At 57.7% G+C, this 14,964-nt stretch carries 13 protein-coding genes; all 13 read right to left on the bottom strand.

The genetic code is table 11. From position 1 onward, the window contains the following. Positions 1-4: 4 nt before the first annotated feature. Entirely contained in the window at positions 5-1,645 is a 1,641-nt protein-coding gene (gene zwf / locus VGH19_21340; protein HEY1173923.1) for a glucose-6-phosphate dehydrogenase, read from the bottom strand. Positions 1,646-2,381: 736 nt separating this feature from the next. Beyond that, a complete protein-coding gene (mutM, locus tag VGH19_21335) occupies positions 2,382-3,233 on the bottom strand; it encodes a bifunctional DNA-formamidopyrimidine glycosylase/DNA-(apurinic or apyrimidinic site) lyase (protein ID HEY1173922.1) in 852 nt (283 codons plus the stop codon). 315 nt (positions 3,234-3,548) lie between these two features. Then, a complete protein-coding gene (locus VGH19_21330; GenBank protein ID HEY1173921.1) occupies positions 3,549-4,688 on the bottom strand; it encodes a glycosyltransferase family 4 protein in 1,140 nt (379 codons plus the stop codon). A gap of 3 nt (positions 4,689-4,691) precedes the next feature. Next, on the bottom strand, positions 4,692-5,825 hold the full coding sequence (locus VGH19_21325; protein ID HEY1173920.1) for a glycosyltransferase family 4 protein: 1,134 nt from the start codon (positions 5,823-5,825) through the stop codon (positions 4,692-4,694). Continuing rightward, complete coding sequence (locus tag VGH19_21320) at positions 5,822-6,727, bottom strand: glycosyltransferase family 2 protein (protein HEY1173919.1); 906 nt, start codon at positions 6,725-6,727, stop codon at positions 5,822-5,824. The genes VGH19_21325 and VGH19_21320 overlap by 4 nt, the downstream gene beginning before the upstream one ends. Next, on the bottom strand, positions 6,728-7,255 hold the full coding sequence (locus VGH19_21315) for a methyltransferase domain-containing protein (GenBank protein ID HEY1173918.1): 528 nt from the start codon (positions 7,253-7,255) through the stop codon (positions 6,728-6,730). It abuts the gene before it with no gap. A gap of 10 nt (positions 7,256-7,265) precedes the next feature. Then, the gene (locus VGH19_21310; GenBank protein HEY1173917.1) at positions 7,266-8,387 is read right to left on the bottom strand and encodes a glycosyltransferase family 4 protein; all 1,122 of its coding nucleotides are present in this window, start codon (positions 8,385-8,387) and stop codon (positions 7,266-7,268) included. Beyond that, on the bottom strand, positions 8,384-9,319 hold the full coding sequence (locus VGH19_21305; protein ID HEY1173916.1) for a glycosyltransferase family 2 protein: 936 nt from the start codon (positions 9,317-9,319) through the stop codon (positions 8,384-8,386). Before VGH19_21305 ends, VGH19_21310 begins: the two co-directional genes overlap by 4 nt. Before the next feature lie 12 nt (positions 9,320-9,331). After that, entirely contained in the window at positions 9,332-10,375 is a 1,044-nt protein-coding gene (locus VGH19_21300; protein ID HEY1173915.1) for a glycosyltransferase, read from the bottom strand. A gap of 20 nt (positions 10,376-10,395) precedes the next feature. After that, the gene (locus VGH19_21295) at positions 10,396-11,355 is read right to left on the bottom strand and encodes a glycosyltransferase (protein HEY1173914.1); all 960 of its coding nucleotides are present in this window, start codon (positions 11,353-11,355) and stop codon (positions 10,396-10,398) included. A gap of 31 nt (positions 11,356-11,386) precedes the next feature. Then, positions 11,387-12,418, bottom strand: a complete 1,032-nt coding sequence (locus VGH19_21290) for a hypothetical protein (protein HEY1173913.1) — start codon at positions 12,416-12,418, stop codon at positions 11,387-11,389. Further along, positions 12,411-13,112: a hypothetical protein gene (locus tag VGH19_21285; GenBank protein HEY1173912.1), complete on the bottom strand. Its 702-nt coding sequence runs from the start codon at positions 13,110-13,112 to the stop codon at positions 12,411-12,413. Before VGH19_21285 ends, VGH19_21290 begins: the two co-directional genes overlap by 8 nt. A 13-nt stretch (positions 13,113-13,125) precedes the next feature. Continuing rightward, positions 13,126-14,958 carry an ABC transporter ATP-binding protein gene (locus VGH19_21280; protein HEY1173911.1) on the bottom strand — a complete coding sequence of 611 codons (1,833 nt, stop codon included), beginning with the start codon at positions 14,956-14,958 and terminating at the stop codon, positions 13,126-13,128. Positions 14,959-14,964 lie beyond the last annotated feature (6 nt).

Genomic DNA, 14,964 nt, shown 5'->3' with positions numbered 1-14,964 from the left:
TCGCTTACTTGATCGGTTGCGGGTTGTGCCACACGTGACCGCCCAGCGCGAGCAAGTCATCGGACGCCACCGGACCCCACGTACCTGCGGAGTAGAACTCGCGATTCGTGAGCGGCTTGTTGCCCCACGCCGCGCGGATCGGATCCACAATGCCCCATGCCGTCTCCACTTCATCACGACGGATGAACAGTGTCGCATCACCCGCAATCGCTTCCAGCAACAGACGTTCGTAAGCCTCCGGCGTGTAAGCGCCGAATTCGGAATCGTAACTGAAATGCATGCGCACTGGACGCAACTGCATGCTCGTGCCCGGCACCTTGCCGTTGAAGCGCAGGTAAATGCCTTCGTTCGGTTGCAAGCGCAGCGTGATCGCGTTCGCATCGAGCTTTTGTCCGCATTGCTTCGCGAAGAGGACGTGCGGCGTCGGCTTGAATTGCACGCGCACTTCGCTCGCGCTGAGCGGCAGCGATTTGCCCGTGCGCAGGTAGAACGGCACGCCAGACCAGCGCCAGTTATCGATCAGCAACTTCATCGCCACGAACGTCTCCACGTTCGAGTCCGACTTCACCTTCTCCTCCTGGCGATAACCCGGACGCAACGCGCCATCCAGCATGCCCGCAAAATATTGGCCGCGAACCACATTCTTCTCCATCAATGCGGGCGGAATCTCCCGGATGGATTTTAGCAACTTCACCTTCTCATCGCGGATCGGCTCGGCATCCAGCGATACGGGCGGCTCCATCGCCACGAGCGAGAGCACCTGCAGCAAATGGTTCTGCAACATGTCGCGGATCGCGCCTGCTTCCTCGTAGTAACCACCACGACCGCCGACGCCCAATTTCTCGGACACCGTGATCTGCACGGATTCCACCGATTGACGATTCCAGAGCTGCTCGAAGATCGAGTTCGAGAAGCGGAACATCAAAATGTTCTGCACCGTTTCTTTGCCGAGATAATGGTCGATGCGATAGATCTGTTTTTCATTCGCGAACTGCGTCAGCTCGTCATTCAAGACGTGCGCTGAGCCGAGATCCGTTCCGAACGGCTTCTCCACCACCACGCGCTGCCAGTGACCGCCCTCCATGCCCTTGTGTAAGAGACCGACATTGTTGCACTGCTCAACAACGGTGGCGAACTGGCTCGGCGAAATGGCAAGGTAGAACAGCAAGTTATGCCGCAACTCCGGCACGCCGAAACCGCTCAGCGTCGCTTCCAGCTTCTCGTAACCGGCCTTCTCATTCAGATCGCCCACGCAGTAATGCACGTTCGCGGCGAACTCCGCCCACTTCGCCTCATCCACGGCCTTCGTGCGGGAGAATTTCGCCATGCCCGCCTTCAACTCTTCGCGCCAGGAAGCATCTGTCTTGTCGCGACGCGCATAGCCCACGACCTTGAACGGCTTGGGCAGCGCCCCTTCGATATACAGGTGATAGAGCGCGGGGATCAGCTTGCGCACGGTGAGGTCACCGCTCGCGCCGAAGATAACGATGGAGCACGGCTGCACCACCTTGCGACCGCTGTCGAGGCGGCAGGTGAGCAATTCGTCAAACTGCTGGAGGTCATCCATAAGGGGAGCAACATCAACATGCCCCGCCGGTATTTTCAATCCTTCTTCCGCAACGTTTTGATAAATCAAATTCATCATTTCCCCTAATTCTTTTCAAACCTTCCCAATCGTCCTTCGTGCTCGTCGTCGTCCTCGTCCTCGAAATCCCCTCTCGATGTTCGAGGTTGGGCGTTGGATGTTCGATGTTTCCCAGATCCTTTCACTTAAATCGCCAACAAGATCATCAAGAACACAAACCCCGCCCCACATCCCATCACCGTCACCCACACCGGCTCTTGTTCCCCGCCCGTCAGCAGCATCGAATTCTTATTTTTCATGCCACCAGCTTAAGGAGGGGGGTAGGACATTGGCTGTCCATGTGACGATTTTCTCTAAAATTTCTTCCGTGTCTTAAGTACTTGAAAATTAGGTGTTAACGAATGGATTTTGCCTCGCGTAAGCGAGGGCGGATTCATAGCCACGGGTTTTAGAGCGTTTTTAGAAATTATGTAGCGGTGAGGAGCGAGGATTTTTGGGTTATGGCGAGGCTTTGGCGAAGGAGCAGGTTCCAAAGACCCTGTGACTGAGCCGAAACGAAGCCAGAACCCAAAAAGACCGCTTTCCTTTTTCTCGCCACCACATCGCTACATAATTTCTAAAACCGCTCTAACCCGTGGTTTTGAATCTCAGAATCCCAGCGTCGCGTAGCGACGCAAGATTTGCTCCTTACGATTCTTGAGATTTTTCGTCACTACGTAACGATTTTTCCAGACATCCATGAATCTTTCGTGCCTGATGGCACTGGGACGGAATTCCGATTGGTGACTGCGCTCCCCTACTTCTGACACTTCGCACAAAAATACGTGCTTCGCGCCGCCTGCACGAAGCGCTTGATCGGCGTCTGACACTTCACACACGGCTTGCCCGCGCGGTCATACACCAGCAGTCGCTCTTCGTAGTGATCCTCGATTTCCTCGCGCTTGCCGTAATAGAAAAGCCCGTCGCTCTTCCCGGTCCCAGCGTAGTCCAGCGGGATAGTGCTGCCGAAGTGGATGGCCTCGGCGAGCACTTGCTGGATCGCTTTCACCAGCGTGATAATCTCATTCGCTTTCACGCGATCACTGCGGCGCTTCGGCGAGATGCCGGCGCGGAAGAGTGCCTCGCTCGCGTAGATGTTTCCCACACCGGCAATGAGCGTTTGATCCAGTAGCTTTACTTTGATCGGTTGGGTGGAACGTTTCAGCGCGTTGGCGAAGGCACTGACATCGAACTCATCCACGAGCGGCTCCGGGCCAAGCTCGGCGAGTGAAGCTGTGTCCAACGTGAAGCGACCGAAGTAACGCGTGTCCTCAAAGACCATCACATTCTTCCCCAGGTCCAGCACCACCGCTGCGTGCTTGGGCAGAACAGCCTCTTTGGCTTGCAGGAAGATGCGTCCCGTCATGCCCAGATGCGCAACGAGGGGGAATGTCTCGCGGGCACCTTTGGCTTTCAGTTGAAAGAGCAGAAACTTCGCGCGGCGCGTGACGCCTTGCAGCGTCGCTCCGGTCAATGCTTCGGACAGTTGCTCGACTGTTGTGGGGCGGATGACTTTTTCCCGTCGCACGGAGACACCTTGAATCCGTTGGCCTTTCACCAAGGGATTCAGATGACGCACGAGCACTTCTACTTCGGGCAGTTCAGGCATGTTAAAAAACGGGCGAACGTTATCCGAATTGGACCAGATCATAGTCCGTATTGGTGTCTGGCCACAGTACCCTTCCACCATGAGTCACGTAGGCGTGCAGGATAGATCGCACCAGATCGACGGCTATTAAGAGAGACTGCAAGGCATCACGACCCTCTATATCAGGAGGAGAATCTCCCCATCCTTCAAATCGGACCGGGCAATAGTAATGAGCATTTTTCTCGTACGCCGGCCCTAAGCGAACTATGAAGCGGACACGCTCACCGGTTGGCTTGAGGAGATCCCAAGATCGTTCTATGTGCGGCCACGCGTTCATTACGAAATCTGTCGCTTGCTGCTCAACTGTCGCAATGTGGTGGCCAGCACGCCAGCATTCACGGTGAGATTATGCCGCTGCTCCACCCACGCGCGCGCCGCTTCTGCGCGCCTTAACGCTGAAGGATATATCTCCAGCACGGAATCCAGCGCCTTCTTCAAGGTGGTTGTCTCGTAGTCGTCCAGCAACAGCCCGCGTTCATTATTCCCGATCAGTTCGCGTGCTGCGCCAACCGGTGCGGCGATGAGCGGCACGCCGAACGCCATCGCTTCCAGCAGCACGAGGCCGAACGTCTCCAATGTGGAAGGGAATACGAAGGCATCCGCTTTTGACCACAGTGCGTGCCACTCTGGTGAATACGCTTTCACGTTGCGATGCACCTTCACGTTCTGTTCTTCATTGATCGGCGATTGCGTGACGATGTGCAGTTCCGCTCGAGTCGAGAGATGTTGCCGGAAGACTTCCAGCAGGAGCGGCCCGCCTTTCCGCGCGAAATCACCGCCGATGAACAGCAAACGTGGTTTGCTGCCCAAAGGCCCGCAGGATCGGAAAGGCAGTTGCATCAAATCAAGCGATGGAGGGAGAGGCTGAACTTTTTCAGCAGGCTCGCCGTAATCTTTCCGTAAGCTGTCCGCCACCTCATCGCACCACGGGAAAAGTTTGGCAGACGAATGGAACAGGGCGCGTTCCGGCGAAGCAATCGGGGCCATGGTGAGCGGCACAAGAAGTGAGGCGACCTTGTTCGGAGCGAACCAGCGGGAATGAGCGAGCTGATGGAAGGTGGCATCCAGGCACACGCACACAGGCATTTCTCCCGCTACATCCTCAAGCTGAAGGGCCACACTCTGTGTATTCACCACCACGGCATCGATTGGGTGGTTGGATCGCAATTTATCCAGTTGATTGCGGACGTGTTGACTGCTGATAAGACGCCAGCGTGCGCTGTGGAAATCAAGGCCCACCTTGCGCAAACCGCGGATGGTCATGTCGGCAGAGCGTTGCAGATGCGCAGGCAAAGGAGCGGCATCAATGACGTGCGGCTGGATGCCCGCTTCCGGATGCGCCTCGAACCAACGGACGAAAGGCATCAGGTAGGAGCTATGTCCCAGCATGTTCTCATTGATAAACGCGACGTGCATCCGTCAGGAATTTACACCGGTTTTGGTGATTTGCTGATACATTTGCTCGTAGAGCGGCACAATGCGATCTGTTGCAAAATGGTTCATTGCTCGTGCGCGGGCTTGCTGGGAGAAGCGCTTTCGTTCATCCGGCTGTTGCACCCATTTTTGGATATGTGCTGCCAGCACACCTTCCGCTCCCATGTCGAAACATTCGCCGCCATCACCCACGATCCATTGGGTCACTTCATAATTGTGAGCCAGCACGGGCAGGCCACTCGCCATGGCCTCGAGGAACACGATGCCGAAAGGCTCGCGTTGCGCGGCGTGAGCGTAGATGTCCGACGTCTGATAATAAGCAGGCATGTCCGTCGGCTTCACATTCGTCAGCACGATGGCGCGTTCACGCAAAAGACCAGCGGCCAATTCTTGAAAAGCCTTGGCATCCGCCGGACTCGCCTGACCGATGGTGACCACGTAAGGGCGAACATTCTCCGGCAGGGACGCCGCTTCACGCATCACCCAATCCAGCCGCTTGTTGCTGTTCGGTGAAAGATCACCCACCGCCAGAACCACACAGGCATGCGCAGGAATTTTATCACCGAACAATTGCTTGCGAACCAACGTGCGATCGGCGGGCGGTTGAAAATGTGTGGTGTCTACCAGATGCGGCACGATGAACCATTTGCTCACATCTACATTAGCAGCCCGTGCGGCTTCGAGATAAGCGGGCGCCAGCACTTGTACGACATCGAACTGGCGGCACCACGACGGACCGAGTAGCAAGCCGTCTTTGTATACGAGCTGCGTGTTTAGTTCGCGGGCAGAGCGTTGCAGGCGCTGGCCGAGCGAAGGGTCTGCTGCATGGATAAGTGGATGCGGATTACGGGCAAGATGACGTTTGATGGCGGTAGCAAAGCTCAACTGCTCCAGCATGTAGCGGTGGTGCCAGCTCATACCGAAGCGGGAGAGGAACGATTCCCTCGGCCAGTTGCGGATCTGCACGTAAGGACATTTCGTTTCCAATGGGCCGCCCCCGAACAATGTCACCGGCCAACCTGCCCCATGCAGCGCCTCGGCGACGGTATGCGCCCACGTCTCATTGCCCCGGCGCACGTGGCCGAGTCCCGAGCAGACCATGGCGACGCGCGGCTTCATGCGATCTCCTTCGCTTTGCGCGTGCGCAAGAATCCCTTCCATGCCCCGACCTTGATCGGCCAATGCTTCAGGCTTTGCAGATAACGTTCCTTCGCCTTGGCAGGACGGCCAAGCTCTTCATCCACCGAAGCGGCCAATCCCAGAAAGTAAGCTTGGGCACGTGCGCGAAGCAGCCAATACTTCGGTGTCTTCGGGAGCCGGTCCTGCATCACCTTTTGCGCGGAGAGATAGATGCGCTGTTGGAACTCACGATTCTTGTAAGTGTTCGCCGGATGATTGCGTGTGCGATAGGTGATGATGGGCAGAAAGACAAAAGGGAACTTCACCGCCAGGCGTACAGCGAAATCAATATCTTCGCTCACGCAATCCGTCTTCTCCGGAAAAAATCCACCCACAGCTTCCAGTGCCTGTGCTGGAAAGAGCGCGGTGAAAATGGTTCCTCCGCTGTAGAAGCAAAGGTCCTCCAGCACGTCCCCGCTTTTCTGGGAGAAGCTCAGCACATGCGCCGGCGGTATGTTCAGATGTTCTTCATGGATGCTCGTGCGCGCGTAAACGATGGAGCTGGGATGTGCTTTCGCCGCGACCAGTTGCTTCTCCACGCAGCCGGGTTCCAGAGCATCGTCAGAATCCAGAAAGAGAACCCACGCACCATGACACTCTTTCCAACCAGTTTGCCGGGCTGCAGCTGCGCCCTGGTTCACCTGAGAGATAACTTTGAGCCGTGGATCTTTGATCGCTTGCAGACTCTCCACAGTTCCGTCCGTAGATCCGTCATCTACCACGATGATCTCGCCGATGCACGGGCCTTGGGAAAAAACCGAAGCAAGCGCCTCATGGATATAGTGCGCGCGATTATACGCAGGTATGACCACGCTGACGTAATCTTGAGTCGCAGCACTCATCTATTTGATCACCGTCAGTTCGAAATAGAGAAACCAAGCCGGAAAACTCCATGCCCATCGCTGTTCATAACTGTGAGGATGGCGATTGGCCAGACGGCTGACGATACGGTTCAACAATGATGGCGTGAAAATCAATGAACGTGTCCTGATCTGAAACCCGGAGCTTCCGTAAAAATTCCACGGATGCCCGGGCGTGAAATAATCCAGGGAATAATAGCTCAAACGGTGTTTATGGGTCGGGTCCACATAAGCGTTCGCGCAGGAAAAGTGGGGTGTCGTCAACCGGATCACGGCTCCCGGCCGGGCCACACGGTGGATCTCCTTCATGAACGCCACCACGTCATCGATATGTTCTATGACATCCTTGGCCACAACCTCATTGAAGGATGAATCGGGCCATGGATAGGGATAGCAGTCCAGATCATGGACGCAGTCCGGCTCGACACTAGCGGCGAGGTCCACGTTCAAGTGGCCCTCCATCTTGCGGCGGCCGCAACCGAGATTAAGTTTGTCCGGGAGTGCTGCCATCGGTTTCATGCTAGAGCCGCTTACGAGCACGGACAAGCTCCTGATAGAACTCCAAACCGCGCGTCGCCACCAGGGGCCAGGTGAAATTTCTTTCGATGTGTGCCCGGGCAGCCGCTCCCATACGGCCGGCGAGACCGGCATCCTTCAGCAATAGTTCAATCTTCTCCCGCAACGCGGTTTGATCGCCGGGAGGCACAATGAATCCCGTTTCACCATTCCGCACCAGTTCCGGAAGACTGCAGGTGCGTGTCACGATCACCGGCCTGCCGCTGGCCATGGCTTCCAGATTCACCAGACCCAGCAGTTCCGATTTGTCTCCGCCCGGATCGTCCGAGGGCAGCGATGGCTGGAGCACTACGGCGGAGCCGGCCAGTTCAGCACGCAGTCGCGCATCGTCGGCATCCATGACGAACGTCACCTTCTTGCCTTCCGCCGCTTTCTGTAATCGGGCCAGGTAATCCTTGTCATACGCCCTGCCCACGATGTGCAGAGGCGTGTCGGCAGACACACATTCGATCAGGGGCAGCACACCTTTGTGCGATAACAGACGCCCGATGAAGAGAGCATATCCACCCTCTGGGACCGGCGTGGCCGGGAACGTTTCCAGATTCACTCCGCCAAAGAGAATCTTTTTAGGGTGCGGCCATTCCGTGAAGAAGCTGGCCGCATGCTCTGAGAGCAAGGCCAGCCCATGAGCCAGCCGGTTCAGGCTGAGGCGCGGATGCAACTTCTGCAGATAAGTGCTCCAGCACGAACCGCCGCCGCCCACATCCGTCAATACCAGCGTCTGCCCACGCAGACGACCTTCGAGCATCAACAGGTCCGTCAACGGCGTGGGGAAGACCATGGCGTGGATGACGTCATATTCTTTCAGTTCGTTCCATGATTGCCGCGTAAGAGGGAAACCGCGTCGCTGGTTGAAATGACGGACGGCGAAAGCCTTCACTGTCAGACTCCCTTGCTGCTCACACGAGGCAGTGGTGTCAAACAGCGCCAATGTCGTTGGCGTGAAAGCGGACAGCGCACGGGCATATTCCAAGGCATATCGCTCGCCGCCCCCCACAGTTCTCTCCCGGGCGAAATAGGATGGCGGGACCACCAATACCCTTGGTTGAAAGCGGTCTCCTTTCATGCTGCAGGAGATTTTGGCGCTGCGCGGAACAGACGCCGCAAGCACCCCATCCCCACCCGGGTGCCCAACGCCGCAGGGTTCCCCTTAACGGCCTTCGTGAAACAGTCCCACGCCTCGGAGCTTTTCCCGGCGCTCTTCAACTCCACCGCTTTCGCGAACAGGGCGAACGTCTTGCCGTTGCGCTCCATGAGCTCGAAGCTCCGGACCTCTTCCGGCTTCATTTTGGCAAGGTAATGATCGCGGAACGCCTTGTCTTCCCCGGCGAAATGCGTGCCTTCGGCCACTGTCTTGCTCTGCGGATGCAGCCGGAAACCGGCCAGCGGAAAATCGACCGTCTCGCACCGTTCCCCGCCATGCACCAGCCGCACCCAATACTCGTAGTCAAAGCTGTACCGGAACTTCTCCTCGAACAGGCCGTGCTTCTGCATCACGCTACGCCGCCAGAAGGTGCTTTGCTGCGGCAACCGGTTGAAGTGCAGCCAAGAGGCGATATCCGCTGCGGGCGTGGGATATTTCACACACGCTTCCGCCGCGTTGCCGAACAGGATGCAGTTCCCCGCAAGCCAGTTGATGTGCGGCCGCTCCATGAAGATCTTGGCCACCATGTCAAAGGCTCCGGGCAGGAAAACATCGTCACTGTTCAGATACGCGACGATATCGCCCGTCACGCGTTCGAGTCCTTTGTTGATGGCGTGGGCCTGGCCGCGATCCTTCTCGCTCACCCACCACGCGAGCTTGCTCTCGTAGCGCTTGATGACCTCCACGCTGCTGTCTGTGCTGCCACCATCCACGATGATATACTCGGTGTGCGGGTAGCGCTGGTTCAGGACGGAAAGGATCGTCTCCTCAAGGAAGTGCCCTTGATTATACGAAGGCGTCACGATGCTGAATTTTGGAAGCTCGCCCATCGGCATTGCTATTTGATGGTTCATTGCCAGTGAAAGTCAACGCCGCCAGCGCATTTTAAACAGGCGCAACCGGATCTTCGATGCCCCCAGATGTCCGCGCTCTTCAGCTTCGAACCGTAACAGGCCGCTCTCCTCGGCCTTGGTGAAACGCGCTTCGTTCAGACGCAGCGCCAGTGTCTGCTCCCAAATGCGTGCAACGGAGGAGCGCGCATCTGGCCGCTTTCTTAAATAGGCCCCAGCCAGAAGACCCTGCAACCTGATCACATCTTTACAATCCGCAAGGGTGAGCACGGCCGGTTCCTGCCGCCAGAAACGCAGCAATCGGTCTGCCTCCGCCACCGACAGTTCCACTCCATAGCGCCGCCAGGTCCGTCGGATGACTTCCAGCGTGTGATCGATGACCGTGCGCTCCGCCAAAGTGGAACGGTTGCTCCCATGCTTGCGGACCCGCACACCGATGTCCTCGATCTGCGCCATCTCACACTGCTCCAGCAGACGTAGTGTGTAGTCATAGTCCTCGGCGTAATGTACAGAACGGTCCGCGCTGAATCCGCCGCTGGTGTGGTAAATGTCCCGCCTGACCAGTATGGCGGCGAAGTTGAACACCGCGTGGAACTGGTGTCGCCACAAGTTAAGATGCTTGTCATGTGCCAGCAACGCGCGATGATCGATCTTGCCATCCTCGCTGAACCATTCAGTGGCGCCGGCAACCGCCTTGCAGTGCGGATTGTCGCGTGCCACCGCCAGATCGCGACTGAGCCGTCCCACAGGCAGGAGATCGTCGGAATCCAGAAACAGTATCCAATCTCCCTTTGCCTGTCGCATGCCAAGATCACGGGCGACTGCCGGACCAGCATTGGCCTGCTTGTATAGATGGATGCGCGGATCGCGCGCGCCCTCGGCTGCAACCATTGCCGGACCGTTGTCAGAAGACCCGTCATCCACCACGACGATCTCCCAACCGGTGAAAGTCTGGCCGCGGACACTGGCAAGCGTTTCCAGAATCCAACGTTCCGCATTATATAGCGGGATGATGATGGAAACGGCTGGTGTTTCAGCGGCCATGACGGAGGGAAACATCGATTGCTCGTTGATGATGACTAAAGCTTCGGCAGATTAAAACACAAACTGAACATGGCCCGCGACTGCGTCAAAAATTGCACGCACCTCATCTGGCTGGCCAGCCGGGTCCTTTCATCCGTGTCTCGGGCCGCCTTTCTTTTCAAGGCCAGCCCCTGCCGTCCGAAATAGATGGCACGCCGTAGCACTAGCAACCGGCTGCGCCGGTCATCGGGCATCCGGTAAAGATCCAGGATGGCCTGGGATTCGCCGATGCCCTTGGCCAGTCTCAGCAGGTAGGCAGGATCATAGCGCCACGCAGGCATATAGTGATCCAGGACCAGCTCGGGAAGATACCAGAGCTGATGACCCGAGCGGCAGATACGATAGCAGATCTCGGTATCGCCACCTGAAGAGAGCGACTTGCCGCGGCGATCCGTCAACAACATGGGCTTGGTAAACGCTTCCAACGCAACTGCACGACGGACTGCCATGCCCGCCCCCACTGGCGCCCACCATGAGGGTTCCGCTACGTGAAACCGCTTCTCACCATCATCCGTCACCGCCAGATAACCTGCGATGGATTCAAACCAAGCCGGAGGCGTGGTTTCGCACTTGCCGCGGCACTTCCCCCCCGCAGCCCCGGCTTTTGGATGCCGGCTAAAAAAATCTGCCGCTACCGCGAGATGATCCGGACGCAAAAAGTTGTCATCATCAACAAAAACCACCACCTCACTCCGGGCCTCGCGCAAGGCCCGTTCCCGCGCATGCGTGAGTCCAAGCCGGTCCTCCCGCACGATGCGGACAGAGGAGAAACCCGGAAAATCACCTCCGCCCGGAAGCTCTGCCAATGGCGGTTGGGATCCGTTATCGATCACCAGCAGATCCGTCTGTACCGGCACATGCTGTTGTGCCCGCAAAGCTGCAAGACATCTTTGAAACACAGCCCTGTCAGGATTGTGCGTGCAGATGGCGGCGGTGATGCTGGAGGTGCCGTACACAATGGAAGCGTCGCAGGCGGACGGCTGCGCTTCAAGCCGGAGAACGGCGAAACATTGACCACATCGTAGCCAGCACCGTCACCGGCAGGCCGCGCAACGCATGATTGCCCAGCCCCAAGACACGAAGCACGATACCCGGGGCAGTGTGATAATCCAGCCACGGACAAGGTTCTTGCACAGCCTCACGATACTTGCGTACGGCAGCCACATACGGTGATAGCTCCTGCATCAGCCGTCGCAGCATGCCGAACCAGCCTTTGTCTGGACATCCAGGGCCGAGCATCACCCACGGCTTGCCGCCAATGGCGTGCAGGACCATCGGTGAAGGTCCGAAGATGCCGCGCAACCGTTCCCCCAAGCCATAGCCCAAAGCGCCGCCGCAGTGGATGATATCACGCCCCGTATGCAGCAGCCTGACCGGGTGATGTGCGAACTCCGCGGAACCTAACAGGGCATTGAGCACATCTTGATCACTACGCGCATGCGGCGGCCGCTCCATCAGCGGACATCCATCATAGCGATGGTACTCTTCGCTTTCGAGACACTCCTGCCAGCGGCTAAGCAGCGGTTCATGCCTCGCTGTGACTCGCAGGAAGGAAGAGTTCAATGTGCAAGGAATACTCCGGCCCACGGCAAAGTTCCAGCCGCGCGTGCGGAGTTCCGTACCTTTGTCCGGCTGGCTGGCAGCCTCCTCCGCCACGACGATCTCGTCATCCTTCAATGAATCCAGCAACGCCGAGACGGAGGCAGAAAGGATTGCGTCCGAATCCAGCCAGACAACTTCGCGCCAGCCCTCCCGCAAGATGGGCAGCAACGTGTGCGGCTTGCAGTTCCATCCTTGTGCACCAGCGGGCCAGTGGTCGATGAGCGTCACCATCTCCGAATGCGGCCTGAGCCATTCACGAAATTCCGGAATGGGATTGGGCCGGTAAAGAAAGACATGCGCCTCTGGACAATGCTCGCGCAAGCTGAGGATGGCGAACTTGATGCCGATCTCCGCTCCGCCCCGGTCTTCAGCGAGACAAAAGGCGCGATGTTTGCCCAAGGCTTGAGGGTCAGCCATGGGTGGCCTCCAGACGGGTGGCGATAAGGTTCAGCCGGGCCGACGGTGTGTTCGAGCCCAGCGGCTGAAACTTCCCTTCGGCAGAAAGCATTTGCACGGTGAACCCGCATTGCCGCAACACAGCAACCGCGTCTGAGAGGGCGGCCGGCGGCACATCATCCAGCAAAATTTCACGGATGCGGCCAGCTTTGAGCAGGGCCGGGGCGCTCGTTTTCAGGCAAGCCAGAAGCGCTGGCTCTTTCAGGCGCAGATGATCCACCGCCGTCCAGCTCCAACTAGCGGCAAATTCGTCCAGCGTCGCTGAGGCCGGGGCGGCTGCCGAGCCCAACACGTTCCGGCCTATCACACGAACGGTAGCAGTAAGCCGGTTCAGCGCCACGTTGTTCACCAGTTGTCGATACGTATCAGCGTCAGAGGCGAACGCAAAAACGGCACCGGACTCCTTCATCTTTTGCGCCACCAGCATCGTGACACCACCGATGACCGGGCTGAGATCCACAAACGTTTGGCCGGGCTTCACCACCTCCTGCAGATAGGCGAGAAATGAAGGATTATCAATGACGGCGCTGCGGTCGCAATAATGGGCTATGTCATCCTGCGGTGTGAACAGATAGCGCAGCCCGAACCGGTCGCGGAAAACCCAGGGTTTCCGGTCCAGATGGCGATGCCACAGTTCTTTAAGTTTCCCGCGCATGAATGATGTATGGCTATGCGGTCGCTTCGGCGAGATGGGTCATGCCGCTGTGGCTGACCAATTTTTCAAAGAGTCCTTTTCGCGCCACGAGTTGTTCCCACGTGCCCTGCTCGGCGACCTGCCCGTTCTGCATCACCACGATATGGTCAGCATTACGGATCGTGGAGAGGCGGTGAGCGATGACGACCACTGTGCGGCCCTGACGGGCGCGTTCCAGCGCGGCCTGCACCTGCCGTTCGGCGATGTTGTCCAAGGCCGAGGTGGCTTCGTCCAAAACCATCACTGTAGGATGCCGGACAAGTGTTCTTGCTATGGCCAGGCGTTGACGTTGGCCGCCGGAGAGGAGCATGCCGCGCTCACCCACGATCGTGTCCAAACCTTCCGGCAGCTCTTGGATCACGTCTTCCAGCGCCACATCAGTGATGGCCTGCTTGATATCCGCTTCAGTACTTTTCTCGTGCCCGTACGTGATGTTGGCCCGGAGCGTGTCGTGGAAAAGAAATGCCTCTTGTTCCACCACGGAAACGCGCTGATGCCATGATGCCGCGGAAAACTCCCAATAATCCGTGCCATCCACACTGATCCTGCCCTGCGTAGGCTGGCGGAGGCGGAGCAAAAGGGAGGCAAGCGTGGATTTTCCTGATCCCGACGGGCCGACCAGAGCGACCGTTTTGCCCGCTGGCACGACGAAGCTCACATTCTTGATGGCTTCCGTGCCGTTCTCGTAGGTGAAGCCCAGATTCTCAAAGCATATCTCCTTTTTGACGTCGGTGAACTTGCTGTCACCAAAGGACTTTTGAGGAAAGTCCGGTGCTGTCAGCCACGTTTCCACTTCCCGCACACCAGGCGCCAGAAATACAAGCGTGCCTAAAAGGCCATAGATCTGGTTCACCAGCGGCAGCAATCGCAACAGGATGAAACCATATGCCATCAAGTGTGGTGCACGCATCTTGCCGGTGCTGACAAAGAACCAGTAAGCCAGCCCCACGATGGCCATCGCACCCATCACTGCGATGACTTCGCCCAAGGGGGACATCATGGCGTTGTAACGGCTCACTTTTTCGTCCGTGGCGGCCTGCTTAAGGTTGACCTCGTGAAAACGATCGGTCTCACGTTGCTGGGAGTTCGTGGCCCGCACCACGCGGATGCCGCTGAATGCATCATGCAGGCAACTGAGGACTTCCTGGTTGTTGTCACTGACCTCCTTGCCGCGCTGACTGAGCTTGCGCTGCATCGAACTGACCGACAGGCCGATAAGGAAGCCGAGGCAGACGGTGAGAATGCTCAGCGGCCAGGAGATGTAAACCAGCATGGCCATATAGAGCAATGCCATGCTGACTCGCTGCCCCCCGAGCAACAGATAATCGATGGCGCAATTGGCCCGGCCCGTCTCGTTGTAGCAGATGTTGGTAAGCTCGCCGGAAGTCCGTTGCTCAAAGAGGCTCAATGGTGCGCTTTGCAACTTGCGGAAAAGCGCATCACGCAAATTCACCGAAGTGCGTTTCTTCAGCCGGGCAGCCAGCACTTGGCTTAGATACAGCACTACATTCTTGCCGATGATGGCCGTCAGCACGAGCAGACAGAATCCGCCCACATAAAAGGAGGTGGACTTGCCGGGGATCCAATCCTGCATCACCAAAATGGGCCGCATGGGCGCGGCCCCTTCACCCTCCAGCAACAAGGAAAGCAAGGGAACCAAGAGCCCCACCCCGATGCTCTCCAGCATCGTGGCCAGAAAAGCCGCGATGACCACCGCAAGGATCAGATGGCGTCCACCCCTCAAATAAGGGCGCAAACGCCACAATATGCGGATGACTTCGGCTGTGCTCTTGAGCGCGGTACGCATCGTTTC

This window comes from Verrucomicrobiia bacterium (genome assembly GCA_036405135.1).
Taxonomy (GTDB): Bacteria; Verrucomicrobiota; Verrucomicrobiia; order Limisphaerales; family JAEYXS01; genus JAEYXS01.
The sequence above is the reverse complement of the archived record's forward strand: the minus strand, read 5'-3'. Positions and strand labels throughout refer to the sequence as shown.